Below are 20,438 nucleotides of genomic sequence, written 5' to 3' on the forward strand. Positions count from 1 at the left end.
AGGAACGCACCACAGCAAGATCGGAACCGGGATCTCGTGGCGACGTCGCATCCGGAGCCGACTACGGTTAACCCCGTCACCACCATTGCGGGGCCCACCCCAGTCTGTCGAGGAGCAGGACGATGAGCACTCAGTCTGTCGGGAACCAGCGGCACCGTGTGGTGGTGATCGGTTCCGGGTTCGGCGGGTTGTTCGGCACCAGGCACCTGCGCAAGGCCGATGTCGACATCACCCTGATCTCCAAGACCTCCACCCACCTGTTCCAGCCGCTGCTGTACCAGGTGGCCACCGGCATCCTCTCCACCGGTGAGATCGCCCCCGCCACCCGGCTGGTGCTGCGCAAGCAGAAGAACGCGCAGGTGCTGCTCGGTGACGTCCACGATGTCGACCTGGTCAACAACACGGTCACCTCTCGACTACTCAACCGCGACACCGTCACCCCCTTCGACAGCCTCATCGTCGCCACCGGCGCGCAGCAGTCGTACTTCGGCAACGACCACTTCGCCACCTTCGCGCCCGGCATGAAGACCATCGACGACGCGCTCGAACTGCGCGCGCGCATCCTCGGCTCGTTCGAGCAGGCCGAGCTGGCGACCACCCAGGAAGAGCGCGACCGGCTGATGACGTTCATCGTCGTCGGCGCTGGCCCCACCGGTGTCGAGCTCGCCGGCCAGATCGCCGAGCTCGCCGACCGCACGCTCGACGGCACCTTCCGCACCATCGACCCGCGCGACGCGCGCGTCATCCTGCTCGAGGGCGCGGGCGCGGTTCTCGGCCCGATGGGCCCGAAGCTGGGCGCCAAGGCCGCCAAGCGGCTCGAGAAGATGGGCGTGGAGATCCAGCTCAACGCCATGGTGACCGATGTCGACGCGCACGGTGTCGTCGTCAAGGACGCCGATGGCAGCACCCGGCGCATCGAAGCCACCTGCAAGGTGTGGTCGGCCGGTGTGCAGGCCAGCCCGCTGGGCAAGATGATCGCCGAGCGTTCCGACGGTACCGAGGTCGACCGGGCCGGTCGCGTGATCGTGGAGCCGGACCTCACCGTCAAGGGCCACCCGAATGTCTTCGTGGTCGGCGACCTCATGTCGGTGCCCGGTGTGCCGGGTCAGGCGCAGGGCGCGATCCAGGGTTCGACGTATGCGGCCAAGGCCATCAAGGCCGGTCTCAAGGGTCAGACCCCCGAGCAGCGGGCGCCGTTCAAGTACTTCAACAAGGGCTCGATGGCGACGATCTCGCGCTTCGACGCCGTCTGCCAGATCGGCAAGATCGAGTTCAGCGGTTTCCTCGCCTGGCTGGCCTGGCTGGCGCTGCACCTCTACTACCTGGTGGGCTACCGCAGCCGGATCGTCACCGTGATCGGCTGGTTCGTCTCGTTCCTCGGCCGCAACCGTGGTCAGATGGCCGCCACCGAGCAGTGGGTGTTCGCCCGGCTGGCGATCGAGGAGGTCCAGTCCGACCAGGCCGACGCCGACGAACTCGCGGCCGCCCTCGGCGCGCCCCCCGGCAGCAACTACAAGCCGGCGCGGGTGCGGGAGCAGCGCGAAGTCGGCTAGGAGCCGCCCCGACTCGACCCACGTGGAATACTTTTCCGGCTGACATCTTGCGTTCTTCCTCGGTATACGAATGGAGGATCGATGAGCGGTTTCGGTCAAGTCTTCTACTGGATCAAGCCCGACGGAAATTTGCAGTGGGCCCGTCATGACGGAACATCGGACGGCACGCTCGTCTGGACGGGAGTGGGTTCCGAATTCACGGGACCGGACGACGGGCTCAACGTCGGATCGGGCTGGAATGCCTACAGTTCCGTTTTCTGGGGTGGAGCGCAGGGGATCATCTACGCGATCACCCCCGACGGGGACATGCACTGGTACAGCCACGATGGCTTCAAGGACGGCACCGCGACCTGGACAGCCGGGGAGGGCGGGCGTCTCGTCGGCAGCGGATGGAACGCGTACGCCCAGGTCTTCGCGGGTGGCAGGCGGACAGTCGCGGGGGAATCCAACGGCTTCGTCATCTACGGGATCACGCCTGAGGGTGAGCTGGATTGGTACCGCCACGAAGGCTGGACCGACGGCTCGCCGACCTGGACCGGGGGCGATGGCGGACGACGTGTCGGCAGCGGATGGAATACCTATCCGAGGGTCTTCTCGGTCGGTCGCGGCATCATCTACGGGATCACCGCCGACGGTGAGATGGACTGGTTTCGCCATGACGGCTGGACGAACGGCTCGCCGACCTGGACCGGGGGCGATGGCGGACGACGCGTCGGCAGCGGATGGAACGCGTACAGCCGGGTGTTCGGCTCCTACGACGCCGGCGGCCAGATCTATGGCTTCGAGAAGCCCTCTGGCACGTTGGGTGAAGGGCCCGTCGGCGACGGTGACGGGACAGCCGGCGACAACCCCGTCCCGCACGACACGATCTTCGAAGACGTGGAGTGGTACCGACACGACGGTTGGCAGAATGGTAATCCGACGTGGACCGCCGGAGACGGCGGTCGGGTTGTCCTCTGCTGTCTCAGTCGTGTCCCGGTATTTCCCGGGGCGATGGTGGCGCTCCCGTGACAATGCGGGTGCGTGTGGCGCCCGACATTCGCAATTCGATTGCCAGGCAATGATCTTTGTCGCAGGCCGGATGGTTCCCCGAACCACCCGGCCTGCGTTGTTCCAGTTGCCTTTGCGCACACCGGCATTCCGGGGTGCCATCGTTTCGGACCCATCCGGGTCCGGCACCGGTCCGAATGTCGGAGGTCATATGTGAGACCAATCCCCAGGATGAAAGGTGATCTATGGCGACGGGGAAACACAGGGCACCGAGCCCGCAGCGACAAAAGGTAGGTTCGGTCGTCGCGGCCGGAGCGGTCCCCCTGGTCATGGCCCTGATCGGCACGGGCACCGCGAATGCCGATCCCGCGCAGGCGGCGGTGACCCAGCCCGAGCACCCGGCCGGACCGGTGTTCGACGCGGTGGCGCCCAACACCACTCCGTATGTGGGCCAGCAGATGCCGGAGAATACGCGCAGCTCGCTGCAGTGGTCGCGGACCGGCCCGGAAACGGGTTACCTGTCTCCGGTGGGCACGCTGCACGCGCCGGCCCCGGTCGCGCCGGTGCCGCCGATCCTGCCGCCGCCGGGGCAGTTCCGCTTCGGTGACCAGCTGGTTCCGGTTCCGGACTTCGTTCCGGTCGACACCTCGATCCAGATCAACGACGCCTCGGCCAACACCGAGGCCAATCTCGCGACGTTCCTCGACTCGGTCGGGCTCGAGCGCAGCCGTTCGGACCGGATCGCCTCGTCGACCCTCGGCTCCGCGGCGCGCGGCGCTGCGGTCGGGTCGACCGTGGCCACACCCTTCGCCATGGCGGCGAGCACGGCGGGCGCGGTGGCCGGCCTCGTCACCGGTGTCGTCTTCTTGCCGATCGGCCTGGTCGCGGGCCCGATCCTGGGCGGGATGGCCGCCTACACGGCAGTGTCGGTGCCGTTCACGATCGTCGGCGCCGGAGTCGGCGCCGCGGTGGGTGCGGTGAGCGGTTTCCTCGCTCCGCCACGAGCGGCGGAGCCGGATTCGATCGCCGACGAAGCGGAGATGGTCAGCGCCTGATCCTCGGGAAACAGCAGTGGGAGCCGGATATCCCTCCGGCTCCCACTGTTTTTTCGTGCGCTACCTGACGTCCGCCGCGACCGGCACGCCTGCACTCAGCCGAGCACTCGTGCGGGTCGCGAGTGAACCACCGGCAGCCAACGGCAATCGCACCGCGTCGATGCTTCCCGCCCAGGCGGCTCGATCGTCCGGATAGAGCAGTTCGCTGTCGAGCGCGCGCGGCGCACGCAGCCGGTCGTCGGTGGACGCTCCAGCCCCGAGCTCGAGGCGGTGCCGCAGCAACGGGATCTCACCGAGGTCGGCCACCAGGTCACCACGCCATCCGCCGCTGTCCTCCCCGCTGCGCCCCACCTGCACGCGTTCGCGCAGCCGTAGCCGGGCATCGGACGCCAGCTGGACCATGGTCACCGTGTGATGGTGCGCGCCGCCTGCCACGATCGTCGGCTCCGGGTCGAAGTCCAGTTCGGCGCCGGCCCCGATCTCGAAGCGCCAGTGCGCCACCGACAGCGGGGTGCGGGTGCTCGGCAGCGCGATCGTCGCCGCCACCGACCGGACGACCAGCCGCGCGCCGGGCAGCACCACGATGCCGATGTCGAGTTCGTCCCCGCCGAGCGGGGTGGCCGCCGTGCCGATCAGATGCACGGTGTCGGCACCGGTGTACCGTCCGGCCAGGCCGCCCACCGCCTCGATGCGGGGCAGCCTGCCCGGTGCGGCGACGATGCTCAGCTCAGTGCGCAACGCCGGTGGCCGCGTCCTGCTCGGCGGCGACCCGCAGCTGTTCGCGAACCCAGGCCAGCACCGGGGTGGCGGCCGGGTCGTCGGTCAGCGATACCAGGGCGGTGGGGCGGCCATCGCGCACCTTGGCCGCGTCGCGTTCCATGACACCGAGATCCGCGCCGACCAGCGGAGCGAGGTCGGTCTTGTTCACCACCAGCAGGTCGGAGAAGGTGACGCCGGGGCCACCCTTGCGCGGCACCTTGTCTCCGCCCGCCACGTCGACGACGAAGATCTGCACGTCGATCAGGCCGGAGGAGAACGTCGCGGTGAGATTGTCGCCCCCGGACTCCACCAGGATCAGATCCAGCGGCGGGTTGGCCGCCACCAGGTCGTCGATCGCGTCGAGGTTGGCGGTGATGTCGTCGCGGATGGCGGTGTGCGGGCAGCCGCCGGTCTGCACGGCGGTGATCCGCTCGTCGGGCAGCACGGCGTGCCTGCGCAGGAAGTCCGCGTCCTCGGTGGTGTAGATGTCGTTGGTCAGCACGGCCAGGGACAGTTCCTCGCGCAGCTGCCTGCACAGAGCGGCGACCAGCGCGGTCTTGCCGGAGCCGACCGGGCCGCCGATGCCGATGCGCAGCGCCTCACCCGGCGCGCGGTGACGCTTGGGGCGGTCGTGGCTGTGATCGTGCGGTTCGCCATCGATCAGATGGGGAGGCATGGGAACTCCTTCTCGTGGGGACGGGGATTCGGTGCGGTCAGGACGCGAACAGCGGCATGTCGCGGTGCAGATGGCGTTCGGCGAGGGCGTCGTGCACCGGATCCGACAGTGCGGCCAGACCGGTGGCGGCTTCGGCGGCGATCCGGTCGCACAGCGGCGCGAGCCGCATCGTGCCCGCGGCGATGGCGGCGGGATCGAGGGCGAGCAGGCGCTGGGCGGCGGTGGCCGCGCCGGTGAGCGTCGTGTAGACGACCACGCCCGCGAGCTGTTCGGGGCAGGCCGCGCAGGCGGCGCCGACCATGCCGAACACCGTCGACAGATGCGGCCGGGCCCCGGCGGGAGCCCAATCATGATGCGGCCACAATTGTTTGGCCAGCCGCAGCAGACCGCGGCCCTGGGCGCGCGAGGCGGCGCGGGCGGCGGGCGACGGGGTGCGGGCGTCGGCTTCGAGTTCGGCGCGTTCCGGGGTCAGCGTCGCAGCGCAGACCGCCGCAGCGAGCGAGGCGGCGACGAGCCCTGAGGTCGCGATCCGCCTGCGCAAGTACAGCTCGACAGTCGCGTTGTCGCGCACCAATCCCGACGACACCGCCTCCTCGACGCCGCCGGAGTGCACGTGCCCGCCGATCGGCAGGCGCGAATCGGCCAGCGCGAGCAATGTCGCCAGGCCGGCCGCACCCTCGTTCCGCATCCGCCGATCCTATGCAACGAACCTGGACATCCGCCCGATGAGGGCGACCGTCGGTCCTCGCTCAGCGGGTGTCGCGCGCCGAGCGCCAGGCCAGCACCGCCATCGCGATCAGCAGCAACGCGCCGCCCGCGGTCGCGACATGCATACCGCTGACGAAGGATTCGCGCGCGGCATCGATCAGGCCGGTGTCGCCGTTCGCGTGGGTGAGTGTCTCACCGAGCGTGTCGCCGAAGTCGCCGCCGGACCGGAAGACGAGTGCGGCGACCGAGCCGAACAGCGCAAGACCGAGCGCATTGCCCAGCTCGAAACTGGTCTCGGAAATACCGACCGCCGAGCCGGCCCGTTCGGCGGGGACGGCCGACACCGCCACATCCGACACGAGCGTGAACGAGATGCCGTAACCGATACCGGCGATCATCGAACCAAGGATGTACCAGACCAAGCCGCCGTCGACACCGACGCCGAGCAGCATCAGATTGCCGACCGCCGACATCACCAGGGCGAGCGTGAACGTCGCCCGCACACCGAGCCCGCGCCCGACCCGCGCGCCACTCATCGAGAACACGAACACCGCGACCGCCATCGGAATACCGAGCAGCGCGGCCTGCAACGGATCGCGGCCGGTCACCGACTGCAGGTAGATGCTGGTCAGGTAGCTCAGCGCGGCCAGCGACATCATGCCGACCAGGCTCGCCCCGATCGCCACCCGGAACAGCGGCCGGGTGAACAGGCCGAGGTCGAGCAGCGGCTCGTCCAGGTGACGCTGCCTGCGCACGAACGCCACCAGCACGACGACACCGATCGCGGCGATCCCCAGCGAGGTCAGGTCGAAGCCCTCGGCGGCGATGTGCTTGATCCCGTAGATCACCGGCAGGATGCCGCCGATCGACAGCGCGACGCTGGGCAGATCGAGCGGGCCGAGCGCGGCCGATCGGTGCTCGGGCAGCAGAATCGGCCCGAAGATCAGCAGGATCGCCAGCACCGGGATGTTGATCAGGAACACCGAACCCCACCAGAAGTGGTGCAACAGCAGTCCGCCGATGATCGGCCCGACGGCCGAGCCACCGGCGAAGAACGCGGTCCAGACGCCGATCGCGGTCGCGCGCTCGCGGGCGTCGGGGAACAGGCTCGAGATCAGCGCGAGGCTCGACGGCAGCAGGGTCGCGCCGCCGATGCCCATCAGCACGCGCGCGGCGATGAGGATCGCCGCGGTGGGCGCGAACGCGGCGAGCACGGAGGCGAGGCCGAAGACGGTGGCGCCGACGAGCAGGATGTTGCGCCTGCCGATCCGGTCACCGAGGTTGCCCATGGTGATGAGCAGGCCCGCCAGCATGAAGCCGTAGATGTCGAGGATCCAGAGCTGCTGGGAGGCACTGGGATCCAGGTCGGCCGTGAGGGTCGGCATGGCGAGGAACAGCACCGAGATGTCCATCGACACCAGCAGCACCGGCAGCAGCAGCACGCCCAATCCGAGCCATGCGCGGCGTCCACCGGCGACTGCGGTGGGCACCGCCGGTTCCAGCTTCGTCATTCCGACATCCTTCCAGGGGTTTGCGTACACCGTACGCGGGGAACGGGTACAGTGTACGCACGCACGGGCAAAATCGAAAGCGAGTCATGGGATGACTGAAGCGAAACTCACTCGCACCGCGATCGTCGACGCCGCGATCACCCTCGCCGACGCCGACGGATTGGACGCGGTGTCGATGCGCCGCATCGCCGAACGGCTCGAGGTCGGCACCATGTCGCTGTACCGGCACGTGGCGAACAAGGACGAGTTGATCGCGGCCATGACCGACGAGATCGGCGCCCGGCATCCCTACCCGGATCCGACGGGACAGGGCTGGACCTGGCGCGACCGGGTCCGCATCGCCGCGGAGATCGATTGGGACCTCTACCAGCAGCATCCCTGGGTGCTGCTCACCTTCGCCGTCCCCCGCTACAGCTTCGGCCCGCAGGGCCTGACCAGCCTGGCCTGGCTGGTCGAGGGCCTGCGCGCGCTCGACGTCTCGGCCCGCGAGGCCACCACCATGGCGTTCACGGTCTGGAACTATATCTCCGGCGCCAGCCTGCCGGTGGTCGGCGGTGCGCTGCTGGCGGAGAAGCGCACGGCGACCGACGACGCGAACGGCTTGCGCGACCTCCTCGACGGCACACCGTCGTTTCCCGTGCCGCCCGCGCTGGCGGAGCTGAACGGCGCCGGCGTGAGTGAACTCACCTCGGAGAATCTGCTGTTCCTCGGCCTCGACGCCCTCTGCGACGGCTTCGCCGCTCGCGCCGAACGCCGCGCCGGTGCGACGGTCTCGGGGAACGAACGGAACTAGCGCTCGGCCGTGCCTCGGAGCGCCGACCTCGGCTCACCGATGACTTGACCTCGAGCACTGTTCAGGTTGAACAGTGGTCCCATGCACGCAATCCGACTGCACGACTTCGGTCCGGCCGGCAATCTCGTCTACGAGTCCGTCCCCGATCCCGAACCCGCGCCCGGCCAGGTGCGCATCGCGGTGGCGGCGAGCGGTGTCCATCTGGTCGACACGGCACTGCGCCGCGGCGAACCCGGTCCCTTTCCCGTCCCCACCCTGCCGACGGTGCCGGGCCGCGAGGTCGCCGGGACCGTCGATCGCGTGGGCGAGGGTGTCGACCCCGGCCTGCTCGGCACCGCGGTGGTCACCCATCTGGGCGCCGCGCCCGGCGGCTACGCGGAATTCGCGACGGCCGACGCCGACCGGCTGCTGACCATCCCGGACGGAGTCTCGGCCGCCACCGCGGTCGCGATGCTCGGAACCGGCCGCACCACCCTGGGCATCGCGCTGTTCACCGATCTCGACGCGGACAGCGTCGCCGTGGTGACCGCGGCGGCGGGCGGCATCGGGACCCTGCTCGTGCAATACGCCCGCGCGGCGGGAGCGACCGTGATCGGTGTGGCGGGCGGCCCGGCGAAGGTGCGCCAGGTGGCGGCGAACGGCGCCGACATCGCGATCGACTACACCGCCGAGGACTGGCCGGAGAAGGTGCGCGCCCAGCTCGGCGGCCGAGCGGCGACCGTAGTGTTCGACGGCGTCGGTGGGGCGGTCGGGTCCGCCGCGGTCGACCTGCTCGGCCCCGGCGGCACGCATCTGATCTTCGGCTGGTCCGCGGGCACACCGACCGTCGTCGATCCGGCCGCGCTCGCGTCCCGTGGCATCACCTCACGCTCGGTGCTCGGTCCGCCGATGATCGAACGCGCCGGCGGTGATCTACTCACCCTGTCCCGGCGTGCGCTGACCGCGGCGGCCGAGGGCCTGCTCACCCCGGCGATCACCGAGTTCCCCCTCGCCGAGGCCGCTCTGGCCCACGAGTCTCTCGAAAATCGTTCCACGACAGGAAAAGTCGTTCTGATTCCCTGATCAGGGCGATACTCTTGCCGTAGACCACGGTATGGCGTGCGGCGTGCGGCAGCGCGGTGGTGAAGACTGAGGGCATGACCGACGCGCAGTCGTCCGCCGATCGCCGTCTCGCCGCCCAGGCCTTGGCGGCGAACGATCCGACCGGATGGTTCGAACCGCTCTACGCCGAGGCAGCGGCGGGCGGCACGGTCGTTCCGTGGGACCGCGCCGAACCCAATCCGCTCCTGGTCGACTGGCTGACCGCCAGATCGATCCCCCAGGGCGCCCGCGGCCTCGTCATCGGCTGCGGGTACGGCACCGACGCCGAATTCATTGCCGCCCAAGGCATTCGAACCACCGCCTTCGACATTTCCCCCACCGCGATCCGCGGTGCCCGAGCCCGCTTCCCACAGTCTCCGGTCACCTACAAGGTCACCGACCTGCTGCACCCGCCCGCCGCCTGGCTCGGCGCCTTCGACCTGGTGATCGAGTCGATCACGGTCCAATCGCTGCCACCCGAGGTCCGGGAATCCGCTATCACCAGCATCCAACACCTCCTCGCCCCCGACGCCACCCTCCTGGTCATCGCCGATATCGCCACCGCCCCGGCCCTCGGCCCGCCCTGGCCGCTCACCGCCGCCGACATCGACGCCTTCGCCGGCCCCGACCTCATCCCGGTCCGCATCGAACGCCTTCCCCGCCCCGACGCGCCCGGTCGCCACCGCTGGCGCGCCGAATTCCACCGCCCGCCGGCTGCCGGCACCCCTGCCTGACCGAATACCTCACCCACACTCCGGATTCCCTACCGCGAAGGTGTGGCACGCGGGCCGGTACCGCGACCAGCACTCACCGGGGTTGTGCCGCCGCCATGTCCGCAGGCCGCCGCCACGCCGGGATCTGCAGGTAGGTCGCCGCGCGCAGCACCCACTCCACGGGGCCGTACGGATGCCCGCGCAACCACCACGCACTGATCGCGAGCTGGGCGGCGAAGGTGACCAGCGCGATCGCGACGACACCGAGCGGCGGGACCTTGTCGGCCAGGGCGAACCCGTAGCCGGTGTAGACGACCATGAGCACGATCGACTGGCCGATGTAGTTCGAAGCCGCCATCCGGCCCGCCGGGGCGAGCAGAGCGGCGAAGCGGCCGGTCCGGGCCGACTGGGCGAGCCGGACGACGACGGCGACGTAGGCGAAGGTCATGGCCGGGGCGACGAGGTACTGCAGGCCGTGGATCAGGGCAGGCGCGTTCCACCAGTTCATGATGTCGGCGAAGGTCAGCGCGGAGATCGGCAGGCCGAGCCCGAAACCGATGACCATCGCACGGGTGGACCAGCGGCGCTGGATGTCTCGATCCTCGAACAGGTTCCGCTTGCCCGCCGCCATGCCGAGCAGGAACATGGCCAGGCTGGGGATGCCCTGACCGAACCAGATCAGCAGCAGGAACACCGGCGCGATGGACGTCTGCGCCGCGAACGTGCTCGCGAAGCTGCCCGTGTAGTCGGCGGACAGTTTCGGCAGGTCGAGGAACTCGCCCAGCGCCAGAATGCTCGTCTCACCCGGCAGGAAGCTCCACACCGACCACACCAGGTACAGCACGACGGCGGTGATCACCGCGGTGCGCGGCCGCAGCTTGCGCAGCAGGATCAGGTGCAGGCACAGGAACGCGTACAGGGTGAGGATGTCGCCGATCCACAGCAGATACACGTGCACGAGCCCGATCGCCATCAGCGCGGCACAGCGGCGCAGCAACCGCCGGGCCGGTGCGGCGCCCGCCCGCTGCGCGGCCGCGATCTGGAGGGTGAACGAGTATCCGAACAGGAACGCGAACAGCAGGTAGAACCGTCCGGTGAACAGCGCGTCGACCGTGGCGCGCACCAGGTGGTCGACGGTGCCGTCGAACAGCGGCACCGGCTTTTCCTTGGTACCGACCGCCGACCACAGGGTCGTCGCCACGATCACGTTGGTGATCAGGATCCCGAACAGGGCGAACCCGCGCAGGATGTCGACCTCGGCGATCCGCCGACCGGAAGCCGCTGCGGGCGAACGTGTTCCGAGTGCCTCTGCCATGGGGTGAGCGTAGGCCTACCGGCGGGTCGACTTCGTCCGCCGCGCGGGCGATTTCCGGACGACACCGCCGCCCACGCTCATCAACCCTGCGGCGTATTGACTTCCCGTCCCCGCGCTGCCTCGGCGCCTGCCACCTAGACTTCGGGCGTGTCCCACCCCACCCCTGATGTGCCCGCCGCCGTCGAATCCCTGCATGCCGACCTGGCGCGGTGGCTGGGCACGGCCGCCCCCGACGAGGTCTTCGACCGCTTCGCCGCCGCCCAGCATCCGGCATTCACCATGGTCACCACCGCGGGCGAGGTGGTCGCCAGGAACGACCTGCTGACCGGCCTGCGCGCGGCCCGCCATGCGCAACCGGGCCTGACGATAGAGATCACCGACGTCGAGACCCTCCTCGACGACGGCACCACGGTGGTGATCCGCTTCCTCGAACGCCACCTCGTCGGCGGCACCGTCACCGCCCGCCGGGTCACCGCCGTCCTCGTCACCGACGGCCAGGGCGGACTGCGCTGGCGCACGGTCCACGAGACGCCCCTGGCCTGACCGGCCCGGCCCGGCCGCGGTGCCACAATGGGACAAGGCTCGTGCAGAACTCGCAACCACCACGGAGGCGGACATGCAGGCAGTTGTCATCGACCGGTTCGGCGAACCGAAGGACGTGCTCACCGCGCAAGAGGTGCCGCCGCCCGCGCCGGGGCCGGGTGAGGTGCGGATCGCGATGACGCTGTCACCGATCCACAACCATGATCTCGCCATCATCCGCGGCGTCTACGGCTACCGGCCCCCGCTGCCCGCGATCCCCGGCACCGAGGCGGTCGGTGTCGTCGACGCGGTCGGGCCGGGCGCCGGGATCCAGGTCGGGCAGCGGGTCGCGGTCGCGGGCGCCCGCGCGACGTGGGCGGAGTACTTCCTCGCCCGCGCCGAGCAGGTGGTCCCGATGCCGCCGACGGTGTCCGACGAGACCGCCTGCCAGCTGCTGGCCATGCCACTCAGTTCACTGATGCTGCTCGACGATCTGCGGGTGCAGCCGGGACAGTGGATCACGGTCAACGCCGCCAACGGCGCGGTCGGCCGCCTGGTGAATCTGTTCGCGCAGCAACGGGGCGTGCACGTGCTGAGCCTGGTTCGCGGCCCCGGATCGGTGCGGGCGATGGAGCAGATCGGCTACGGGCCGGTGATCGACACCGAGGTCGAGGGCTGGGCGGCCAGGGCGGCCTCGGTCACCAACGGCGAGCCGATCGTGCGGGCCGTCGACCAGGTCAGCGGGCAGGCGGCGGGCGCACTGATGTCGCTGCTCGCCCCGCGTGGCGAACTGGTCTCCTTCGGTGCGCTGTCGGGTCAGCCGCTGATCATCGACACCGGCGCCGTCATCTTCAAACAGGCTGTGGTCAAAGGCTTCTGGGGGCAGCAGCGCAGCGCCGAGATCGACCACGCCGACTATGTCCGCCTCGTGCACGAACTCGTCGGCCGCGCCGCCGACGGCACGCTCCGGCTGGAGGTCCAGGCGGAGTTCCCGCTCGACGGCGCCGCCGACGCGGCCGTCCTGTCGGAAACCCCCGGTCGCAACGGCAAGGTGGTGTTGCGCGCCGGCGCGCGGTGACACCGCCATACACAAGTCCGATCCGACGATCGAAGCCCACGGCGAGCGCACGCCGTGGGCTTCGCCCGTTGTTACGGTCCGACTGTCCGGCTGGCGGATTTCGAGCTGACGAGGGTGAGATGACGCGCGACGACACCGTGCCGCGGAAGAAGACGATCAGCAACCCCTACATCCACCGGCTGCAACGCAGGCACTTCCTGCTGTTCGATGTCGCGCCGATCGCCGGAACCGTTGCCGCACTGGGTTTCCTGTTCGTGCGGCCGTTCGGTGTCGTCGAGTTCGCGCTGCTGTTCGGCATGTGGCTGGCGACCGGACTCGGCATCACGGTCGGCTATCACCGGCTGTTCACCCACCGCACCTTCCACACGACCACCGCGGTCGCCGCCGTGCTGGCGGTGCTGGGGTCGATGGCGGGTCAGGGGCCGGTGGTGTCGTGGGTGGCGTTGCATCGGCGGCATCACGAGTACAGCGATCGAGCGGGAGATCCGCACTCCCCCAACCTCTCCGGTGACGGCGTGCGTGGCGTGCTGCGCGGGCTGGCACATTCGCATTTCCTGTGGATGCGCCACCACGAGTACCCGAATGTCGTCCACTACGCACCCGACCTGATCAAGGATCGCTCGCTGATACGGGTCACCCGGTTGTACTACTGGTGGGTGGGTCTGGGCCTGCTGATCCCGACCGTGCTGGGTGGACTGCTCACCCTGAGCTGGACGGGCGCCGTCAGCGGGCTGCTGTGGGGTGGGTTCGTGCGGATCTTCCTGCTCGAGCACATCGTCTGGGCGATCAACTCGTTCCTGCACAGGGTCGGCACCCGTCCGTACCGGTCCAGGGAGAACAGCCGCAACGGCGGTGTGTTCGCGCTGATCACCCTCGGTGAGTCCTGGCACAACAACCATCACGCCTTTCCCGAGTCACCGTCGTTCGGATTGCACTGGTACCGGCTCGATCCCGGCTACTGGCTGATCTGGACGCTCGAAACCTTCGGTCTGGCTTGGGATCTCAAGATCCCGTCGGCCGACCGGCTGGCCGCCAAACGCGCATAGGAGCTGACATGGACACCAGCAGAGAAGCCATTGTCACGTGGTGCCAGGAGTATCTCGGGCAGCTGCTCGAGGTACCGGCGGCCTCGATCGACCCGCTCGCCGACTTCGACCGTCTCGGTGTCGATTCCGCGCTGGCGGTCGCCCTGCTCATCGAGGTGGAGGAGCGGTTCGGCGTGGATCTGTCGCCCGACGATCTCTACGAGAACCCGACGCTCGACGCGGTCGCGGGTCATCTGCACGAGCAGCTGACCGCCCCCGCCACGCACTCGTGACCGAGGTGGCCGACACCGCCCGCGCCGAGGCGGCGGCCGCGGCGATCCGGCACCACTACGACATCGGCAACGACTTCTACCGCCTGTGGCTCGACGAGTCGCTCAGCTACTCGTGCGCCATGCCCGAATGCCCGAGTGACACACTCGAATCGGCGCAGGAACGCAAGCTCCGGCATCACCTGAGCGCGGTCGGCGCCGATCAGGCGGAGTCGGTGCTCGACATCGGCTGCGGGTGGGGTGCGGTCCTGGCGCGGGGCAGCAGGGAGCACGGTGTTCCGCATCTGGTCGGCTTGACGCTCAGCGACGAGCAGGCAGCTCATGTGCGTGCGTTGGCGTTGCCCGGTGTCGAGGTCCGCACCCAGAGCTGGGTGCACTTCGAACCCGGTTCCCGGTTCGACGGCATCATCTCGATCGGCGCGTTCGAGCATTTCGCGCGACCCGACGACCCGCCTGCCGCGAAGATCGCGGTCTACCGGGAGTTCTTCACCCGCTGCCGGGACTGGCTGACCACCGACGGCACCTTGTCGCTGCAAACGATCGCCTACGGCAATATGCGCCGCGACCAGGCCAGCGCGTTCATGCAGCAGGAGATCTTCCCCGACGCCGATCTGCCGACGCTCGCCGAGATCACCGCGGCCGCCGACGGCCTGTTCGAGATCGCCACGCTCACCGACGACCGGCTCGACTACGCCTGGACCTGCGAACAGTGGGCGCGGCGGCTGCGCGAGCACCGGGCCGAGGCGGTCGAGCTGGTCGGCGCGGAGACCGTCGCCCGGTACGAGCGCTATCTGAAGTTGTCGGCGCTCGGGTTCCGGATGGGCAAGCTGGGACTGCTGCGGATCGTCGCCCGGCCGTACCCCGACGCCTTCTTCCGGAGTCGGCGATGACGCTCTCGCAGGCCCGGTTCAACCCGTTCAGCACCGAGTTCCGCCGCGACCCCTACCCCTCGTACCGCGCGCTGCGGGAAACCAGGCCGGTGCACAAGACACTCGGCATGTGGGTGCTGACCCGTCATCCGGACGCGCGCGCTGTCCTGCACGACAAGTCGTTCAGCGCGGGCCTGATCCCGAAGCTGGTCACCGAGCAGGCGCGCAGGCTCGGTCAGCCGGAGGTGGCGCGGATCGACCGGCTCGGCCGCGCCTCGCTGGTGTTCACCGACAATCCCGAGCACGCGCGGCTGCGCGGATTGGTGAACAAGGTGTTCACCGCGCGCACGATCGCGGCGCTCGAACCTGTGGTCGCCGCGGTCGCCGAACGGCTGCTGCGTCCGGCGGTCGCGGCGGGCGGCGTCGACGCGGTCACCGACCTGGCCGCGCCGCTCCCGGTGGCGGTGCTGTGCGAGTGGATGGCGCTGCCGACGGCCCTGCACGCCTGGGTCGGCGGCTGGACCAACGACATCCGGTTCCTCCTCGAACCCGGACTCATGAAGGCAGCGGATCTGGCGCGGGTGCGCACGGTGGTCGAGCTGTTCGCCGACGCGCTGGCGGAGGTGCTCGCCGAACGCCGCGCCCGGCCTGGCGACGATCTGATCAGCCGGTTGCTCGCCGCGCGCACCGCGGGCGGCGACCACCTCACCGACGAGGAACTGATCTTCGTCTGCATCATGTGTTTCGTCGCGGGCACCGAGACCACCAAGTCGCTGATCGGCACCGCAACGCTGGCCCTGCTGCGGCACCCGGATCAGGCCGCCATGGTGCGCCGGTCCCCCGAACGGCTCGGCGCGGCCGTCACGGAGGCCTTGCGCTACGACACGCCGCTGCAGTTGACCAAGCGGCAGGCGACCCGGGACATGGTGATCGGCGGGGAGACGATCCGCGCGGGCGATCACGTCCTGGTGTGCTTGGGCGCGGCGAACCGGGACCCCGAGGTCTTCGCTCGTCCCGACGAATTCGACATCACCCGCACCCCCGGCGCGCACCTCGCCTTCGGGCACGGCATGCACGGCTGCCTCGGCGGCGCGCTGGCCGAGCTGCAGACCCGCATCGCACTGGACGCCTTGCTCCGCAGGCATCCGCGGCTCACCACGCCGAGCGCCGGATTCCGCTGGCAGGAGCACAGTTTCCTGCTCCGCGGTCTCGACAGTCTCCCGATGTCGTTCGGGGCGAGCAGATGACCCGGCCCGTCACGTTGCTGCCCGATGTCCTGCGCGAGCGCGCCCACACCGATCCGGACCGGGTCGCCTACCGCTTCCTCGACGACACCGGCGCCGAGGCCGACCGGCTCACCTACGCTGCCTTGCACACGCGAGCGTCCGCCGTCGCGGCGCAGTTGCGTTCGGTGTGTAAGCCGGGCGAGCGCGCGCTGCTGGTCTTCCCGCCGGGGCTGGATTTCCTCGCCGCGTATTTCGGCTGCCTGTACGCGCGGGTGATCGCGGTTCCGGTGAATCCGCCGCGCCGTGAGCACGTCCAGCACGCCACCCGATCGATCGGGCAGGACTGCGCGCCCGCGGCGGTCCTCACCGTCAGCGCGATACTGCACTCGCTGCGCACCACGCTGGGACCGCTACTGCCCCAAGCACACTGGGTCACGGTGGATACCGTCGGCCGTGCCGAGTTCGCCGCCGAGCCACTCGAGCCTGACGCGGTGGCTTTCCTGCAATACACCTCCGGCTCCACTTCCACGCCGAAGGGAGTCATGGTCTCGCACCGCAATCTCGCCGCGAATCAGGAGATGATCCGGCAGGCGTTCGGGCACGACAGCGGGTCCACTGTGGTCGGCTGGGCGCCGCTGTTCCACGATCAGGGACTGATCGGCAATGTGCTGCAACCACTCTGGGTGGGCGCGACCGGCGTGCTGATGTCGCCCGCCACCTTCGTGCGGCGGCCGCTGCTGTGGTTGTCGGCGATCAGCGAGTACCGCGCGCATTCCAGCGGTGGACCGAACTTCGCCTTCGACGCCTGTGTCGCCAGGGCCGCCGTCGAACCGCTGCCCGACCTCGATCTCACCAGCTGGCAGGTCGCGTTCAACGGCGCGGAGCCGATCCGCCCGAACACCCTGGCCCGGTTCACCGAAACCTTCGCCCCACACGGATTCCGGGCTACCTCGCTGTATCCGTGCTACGGACTCGCCGAGGCGACGCTGCTGGTCACGGGCAGCGACAAGGGTCGCGGGCCGCGCACTCTGACGGTCGACACCGAGGCGCTCGGCGCGGGCCGCTACCTGCCCGCCCGGCCCGGCAAGGCACGCACGCTGGTGAGTTCGGGCCGGGTGCTGACCGGTGAACGGCTGCGGATCGTCGACACCGCCACGCTGCGGCCGTGCCCGCCCGGCCGCACCGGGGAGATCTGGGTGGCCGGTGACCATGTGGCGCAGGGGTATTGGCAGCGACCCGAGGCGACCGAGGAACTGTTGCGAGCGCGCACGGCCGACGATCCGCGCACCGCGTGGCTGCGCACCGGCGATGTCGGGCTGCTGGTGGACGGCGAACTCTATGTCGTCGGCCGCACCAAGGACATGGTGATCATCCGTGGCCGCAACCACTACCCGCACGATATCGAGGACACCGTGCAATCCGCACACCGCGCGCTCCGGCACGGGAGTTCGGCGGCCTTCGCCTACCCCGGCGACGCGGGCGAGCGCCTCGTCGTCGTGCAAGAACTGCGCCGGGACCGGCTCGACGCCGACCCCGCCGAGGTGATCGGCGCCATCAGGGCCGCGGTGATCCGCGAACACGAACTCGCCGTCGGCGACCTGGTGCTGACGCTGCCCGACCAGCTGGCCAAGACGAGCAGTGGCAAGATCATGCGATCGGCTGCCCGCGCGCGGTACGCGGCGGCAGGATTCGCGGCATGGCCGCACACCCCCGAGCAGAGGAGCCGGACCCGATGACGACGCAGGCCCCGAACCCCGATTTCGCCCAGGTGGTCCCCGCCGCGGTGCTGTCCATGCCCGCCGCCGCCCACCTGGGCTTCCACTTCGGCCGGATCGAACCCGGCGAGGTCGAGATCGTCCAACCCCACCGCCCCGAACTCACCCAGCACGACGGATACTTCCAGGGTGGTGTCCTCGGCTCACTCGCCGACTTCGCCGCCGGCTCGGCCGCGGGCACCCTGCTGCCGATCGGCTGGGTCAACATGACCATCGACTACACGGTGAAGATCCTCGCACCTGCCAAGGGCGCCACGGTGATCGCGCGCGGCCGGGTGATCAAGCCCGGCGCGCTGCTCACCATCGCCGCCGCCGACGTGTTCTCCGTCGACGACACCGGCGAAACCCTCTGCGCGACAGCCCTGGTCACGATGCGCAACGTCCGCATCGCCACACCGTGAGGTCGCGATCTCGATGCCTGCCCCGCGGCACCTCGGCTGTCGACGCGGCCTGATGGTCCTCGAGTCGCCCCGCAGCGCTTCGAATCATCGTGGCCGGTCGACAGCCACGGCCGAGTAGGGGGTGTTCGGGGTGGGGGCGGTGCCGAAGCGGGCGTTCGGGAGGTACAGGCGGTCACCGTAGGCGGCGATGGTGGCCGGAACGTCGAAGCGCGGGTCGGTGATTCGGCGGTCAAGTGTGCCGACGGTGCCTGCGGGGTCGAGGGTGATCATCGCGATCGCGTTGCGGCGGTTCTGGACTGCGAACAGGGTGGTGTCCTGGAGGAGCAATCCGTCACCGTCGGTGAGCGATTCGCCGCCGAGATCGACTCGGCGCGCGAGGCCGGTGGTCGGGTCGACCCGGAACAGCTGACCGGTGACCGACTGGACGATCAGGAGTCCGGTGCCGTCCGGGGTGCGGACGATGCCGTTGGCGTTGAAAGCTCCTGGGACGTAGTCGATGTCGCCGGTGAGGGGGATTCGGACCACCGCGTCGGGTGGTGGGAGCGCACCGTCGGGACCGATCGGCAGGTGGTACAGGACGGGGGCGAACGAGTCGGTGACCCACGCGCCCTCCGGGGTGAGGACCATGTCGTTGACGAATGTCTGTGGTCCGGTGGCGAAGTGGTAGGTCGCCAGTACCGCGCCGGTCCAGGCGTCGACGACGCGGAAGTCGCCGCCGGTGCCGCCCGCGACGAACAGCCGGCCGCGGTCGTCCAGTCGCAGGCCCAGTGCCTGGGTGCCGGGGCCACGGGTCAGCAGGTCGCCGTGCCCGGTCACCAGGTTCGCTCGGTAGATGGAACCGTCTGCCATGGAGCCGAAATAGGCGATCGGGAGCGATCCGATCGCGACACCCTCCGCCTGGAACCCGGCGGGCAGCGCGATAGTGGTGGGGAACAGTGGGTCTTCTGCGGCCGCCCGGTGCGATGGCATCAGCACGGTAGCGGCGACACCGACCAGCGCGGCCGCGGTCGCGAGAACTCGCTTCATCTCATCCTTCTCTCTGGGCACGGTGCGCGCGAGCCTGCCGCCGCGGCCCGCATCGGTGGAAACCGGCTGAGCCACTGATATTTTCATGGACTCCATCTCACCCCGCGCCGATCGATGAATCCAACACATGTTTGTCACCGCACCGATCGTGATTCACGATGGATCCATGGAGCTCCAGCAGATGCGGTATGTCCTCGCCGTCGCCGAGACGAACAGCTTCACCCGGGCCGCCGAACGCTGCCTGGTCGTGCAGTCCGCGCTGAGCCACCAGATCGCCCGGCTGGAACGGGAATTGGGCGCGAAGCTGTTCGAGCGCACGAGCCGACGGGTGCGGCTCACCGCGGCGGGGGTGGCCTTCCTGCCCGCTGCCCGCCACTGTCTCGACGCGGCCGAGCGGGCGGCGGCGGAGGTCGCGGCCGCCGTCGGCGAGGTGCGGGGCAGGCTCGCTGTCGGCCTGATCCCGACGGTCGCCGCCGTCGACCTGCCCGCCGCGCTGCGCGAATTCCGCGCGCGGTATCCACACGTGCGGATCAGCCTGCGGGTGGGTGCCAGTGAGGACCTCGCCGACCAGGTCGAGCAGGGCATGCTCGATGTCGCCTTCCTCGGCCTGCCGACCACCGTGCGACCGCGCGGCGTCGCGGTCCACGAACTCGCCCGCGACAGACTCGTCGCGGTGGTCGCACCGAACCATCCACTCGCGACCGAGCCGGCGGTCGACCTGCGCAGGCTCTCGACCGAGGTCTTCGTCGACCTGCCCGCGGGCACGGCAGGACGAATCCAATCGGATCTCGCGTTCGCCGCGGCGGGCCTGACCCGCGACGTCGCCTTCGAAGTGACGACCGCGGACTACATCGCCCGCCTCGTCGGGCAAGACCTGTGCGTGGCCATGATGCCCGCCGCCCACGCGCCGCAGCTCACCGGCGTGCGCACCGTCGAGGTCACCGACGCGCCGACCCGCATCGAGTACATCGTGTGGAACCGCACCGACCGCAGCCCGGCGGCGACGGCTTTCCTCGCGGCCCTGGATATCCCGGCAGATCAGCACTGACAGCCCCGCCGGCGGGACCGACGGG

The 20,438-nt window shown here is 69.7% G+C and carries 21 protein-coding genes; 15 read left to right on the top strand and 6 right to left on the bottom strand.

Going from position 1 to position 20,438, the window contains the following annotated elements:
- The first annotated feature begins 122 nt into the window (after positions 1 to 122).
- From ACWF9G_RS14470 to ACWF9G_RS14480, 3 genes are all read left to right on the top strand, one after another.
- Positions 123 to 1,553, top strand: coding sequence for an NAD(P)/FAD-dependent oxidoreductase (locus tag ACWF9G_RS14470; protein WP_379311076.1), 1,431 nt, complete (start codon positions 123 to 125; stop codon positions 1,551 to 1,553).
- An 81-nt stretch (positions 1,554 to 1,634) separates the two neighbouring features.
- Positions 1,635 to 2,564, top strand: coding sequence for a tachylectin-related carbohydrate-binding protein (locus ACWF9G_RS14475; protein WP_452515682.1), 930 nt, complete (start codon positions 1,635 to 1,637; stop codon positions 2,562 to 2,564).
- A 224-nt stretch (positions 2,565 to 2,788) separates the two neighbouring features.
- A complete protein-coding gene (locus ACWF9G_RS14480) occupies positions 2,789 to 3,598 on the top strand; it encodes a hypothetical protein (RefSeq protein WP_452515684.1) in 810 nt (269 codons plus the stop codon).
- 60 nt (positions 3,599 to 3,658) lie between these two features.
- Here ACWF9G_RS14480 and ACWF9G_RS14485 read toward each other — a convergent pair whose 3' ends face one another.
- The 4 genes from ACWF9G_RS14485 to ACWF9G_RS14500 all read right to left on the bottom strand — a co-directional run bounded on the left by ACWF9G_RS14485 (position 3,659) and on the right by ACWF9G_RS14500 (position 7,252).
- A complete protein-coding gene (locus ACWF9G_RS14485; RefSeq protein ID WP_452515686.1) occupies positions 3,659 to 4,336 on the bottom strand; it encodes an urease accessory protein UreD in 678 nt (225 codons plus the stop codon).
- Positions 4,326 to 5,033, bottom strand: coding sequence for an urease accessory protein UreG (gene ureG, locus ACWF9G_RS14490; RefSeq protein ID WP_379308839.1), 708 nt, complete (start codon positions 5,031 to 5,033; stop codon positions 4,326 to 4,328). Before ureG ends, ACWF9G_RS14485 begins: the two co-directional genes overlap by 11 nt.
- Before the next feature lie 37 nt (positions 5,034 to 5,070).
- Complete coding sequence (locus ACWF9G_RS14495; protein WP_452515687.1) at positions 5,071 to 5,721, bottom strand: urease accessory protein UreF; 651 nt, start codon at positions 5,719 to 5,721, stop codon at positions 5,071 to 5,073.
- 61 nt (positions 5,722 to 5,782) lie between these two features.
- The gene (locus ACWF9G_RS14500; protein ID WP_452515688.1) at positions 5,783 to 7,252 is read right to left on the bottom strand and encodes an MFS transporter; all 1,470 of its coding nucleotides are present in this window, start codon (positions 7,250 to 7,252) and stop codon (positions 5,783 to 5,785) included.
- Positions 7,253 to 7,343: 91 nt separating this feature from the next.
- On the opposite strand from ACWF9G_RS14500, the gene ACWF9G_RS14505 reads away from it, so the two are divergent.
- The 3 genes from ACWF9G_RS14505 (at position 7,344) to ACWF9G_RS14515 (ending at position 9,859) form a co-directional block, all read left to right on the top strand.
- Positions 7,344 to 8,045, top strand: a complete 702-nt coding sequence (locus tag ACWF9G_RS14505; protein ID WP_452515690.1) for a TetR/AcrR family transcriptional regulator — start codon at positions 7,344 to 7,346, stop codon at positions 8,043 to 8,045.
- Positions 8,046 to 8,126: 81 nt separating this feature from the next.
- Entirely contained in the window at positions 8,127 to 9,107 is a 981-nt protein-coding gene (locus ACWF9G_RS14510) for a zinc-binding dehydrogenase (RefSeq protein WP_452515692.1), read from the top strand.
- A gap of 74 nt (positions 9,108 to 9,181) precedes the next feature.
- Positions 9,182 to 9,859: a class I SAM-dependent methyltransferase gene (locus ACWF9G_RS14515; RefSeq protein ID WP_452515694.1), complete on the top strand. Its 678-nt coding sequence runs from the start codon at positions 9,182 to 9,184 to the stop codon at positions 9,857 to 9,859.
- 73 nt (positions 9,860 to 9,932) lie between these two features.
- Here ACWF9G_RS14515 and ACWF9G_RS14520 read toward each other — a convergent pair whose 3' ends face one another.
- Positions 9,933 to 11,153, bottom strand: coding sequence for a DUF418 domain-containing protein (locus ACWF9G_RS14520; protein WP_452515696.1), 1,221 nt, complete (start codon positions 11,151 to 11,153; stop codon positions 9,933 to 9,935).
- Between the two features lie 147 nt (positions 11,154 to 11,300).
- Between ACWF9G_RS14520 and ACWF9G_RS14525 the strand changes: the two genes are divergently transcribed.
- The 8 genes from ACWF9G_RS14525 to ACWF9G_RS14560 all read left to right on the top strand — a co-directional run bounded on the left by ACWF9G_RS14525 (position 11,301) and on the right by ACWF9G_RS14560 (position 18,339).
- Positions 11,301 to 11,696 carry a hypothetical protein gene (locus ACWF9G_RS14525; protein ID WP_452515698.1) on the top strand — a complete coding sequence of 132 codons (396 nt, stop codon included), beginning with the start codon at positions 11,301 to 11,303 and terminating at the stop codon, positions 11,694 to 11,696.
- A 73-nt stretch (positions 11,697 to 11,769) separates the two neighbouring features.
- Positions 11,770 to 12,753, top strand: coding sequence for an alcohol dehydrogenase catalytic domain-containing protein (locus ACWF9G_RS14530; RefSeq protein WP_379308831.1), 984 nt, complete (start codon positions 11,770 to 11,772; stop codon positions 12,751 to 12,753).
- A gap of 119 nt (positions 12,754 to 12,872) precedes the next feature.
- Positions 12,873 to 13,799, top strand: a complete 927-nt coding sequence (locus ACWF9G_RS14535; RefSeq protein ID WP_452515700.1) for an acyl-CoA desaturase — start codon at positions 12,873 to 12,875, stop codon at positions 13,797 to 13,799.
- A gap of 8 nt (positions 13,800 to 13,807) precedes the next feature.
- A complete protein-coding gene (locus ACWF9G_RS14540) occupies positions 13,808 to 14,071 on the top strand; it encodes an acyl carrier protein (RefSeq protein WP_379308829.1) in 264 nt (87 codons plus the stop codon).
- The gene (locus ACWF9G_RS14545; RefSeq protein WP_452515702.1) at positions 14,068 to 14,958 is read left to right on the top strand and encodes a class I SAM-dependent methyltransferase; all 891 of its coding nucleotides are present in this window, start codon (positions 14,068 to 14,070) and stop codon (positions 14,956 to 14,958) included. Before ACWF9G_RS14540 ends, ACWF9G_RS14545 begins: the two co-directional genes overlap by 4 nt.
- Positions 14,955 to 16,184, top strand: a complete 1,230-nt coding sequence (locus tag ACWF9G_RS14550; RefSeq protein ID WP_452515703.1) for a cytochrome P450 — start codon at positions 14,955 to 14,957, stop codon at positions 16,182 to 16,184. Before ACWF9G_RS14545 ends, ACWF9G_RS14550 begins: the two co-directional genes overlap by 4 nt.
- A complete protein-coding gene (locus ACWF9G_RS14555) occupies positions 16,181 to 17,899 on the top strand; it encodes a fatty acyl-AMP ligase (RefSeq protein WP_452515705.1) in 1,719 nt (572 codons plus the stop codon). The genes ACWF9G_RS14550 and ACWF9G_RS14555 overlap by 4 nt, the downstream gene beginning before the upstream one ends.
- Complete coding sequence (locus tag ACWF9G_RS14560) at positions 17,896 to 18,339, top strand: PaaI family thioesterase (protein WP_379308825.1); 444 nt, start codon at positions 17,896 to 17,898, stop codon at positions 18,337 to 18,339. Before ACWF9G_RS14555 ends, ACWF9G_RS14560 begins: the two co-directional genes overlap by 4 nt.
- An 84-nt stretch (positions 18,340 to 18,423) precedes the next feature.
- On the opposite strand, the gene ACWF9G_RS14565 is transcribed toward ACWF9G_RS14560, so the two are convergent.
- Positions 18,424 to 19,365, bottom strand: coding sequence for an SMP-30/gluconolactonase/LRE family protein (locus tag ACWF9G_RS14565; protein ID WP_452515707.1), 942 nt, complete (start codon positions 19,363 to 19,365; stop codon positions 18,424 to 18,426).
- 166 nt (positions 19,366 to 19,531) lie between these two features.
- On the opposite strand from ACWF9G_RS14565, the gene ACWF9G_RS14570 reads away from it, so the two are divergent.
- Positions 19,532 to 20,413 carry a LysR family transcriptional regulator gene (locus tag ACWF9G_RS14570; RefSeq protein ID WP_452515709.1) on the top strand — a complete coding sequence of 294 codons (882 nt, stop codon included), beginning with the start codon at positions 19,532 to 19,534 and terminating at the stop codon, positions 20,411 to 20,413.
- Positions 20,414 to 20,438 lie beyond the last annotated feature (25 nt).

This window comes from Nocardia sp. NPDC055029, from assembly GCF_053608525.1.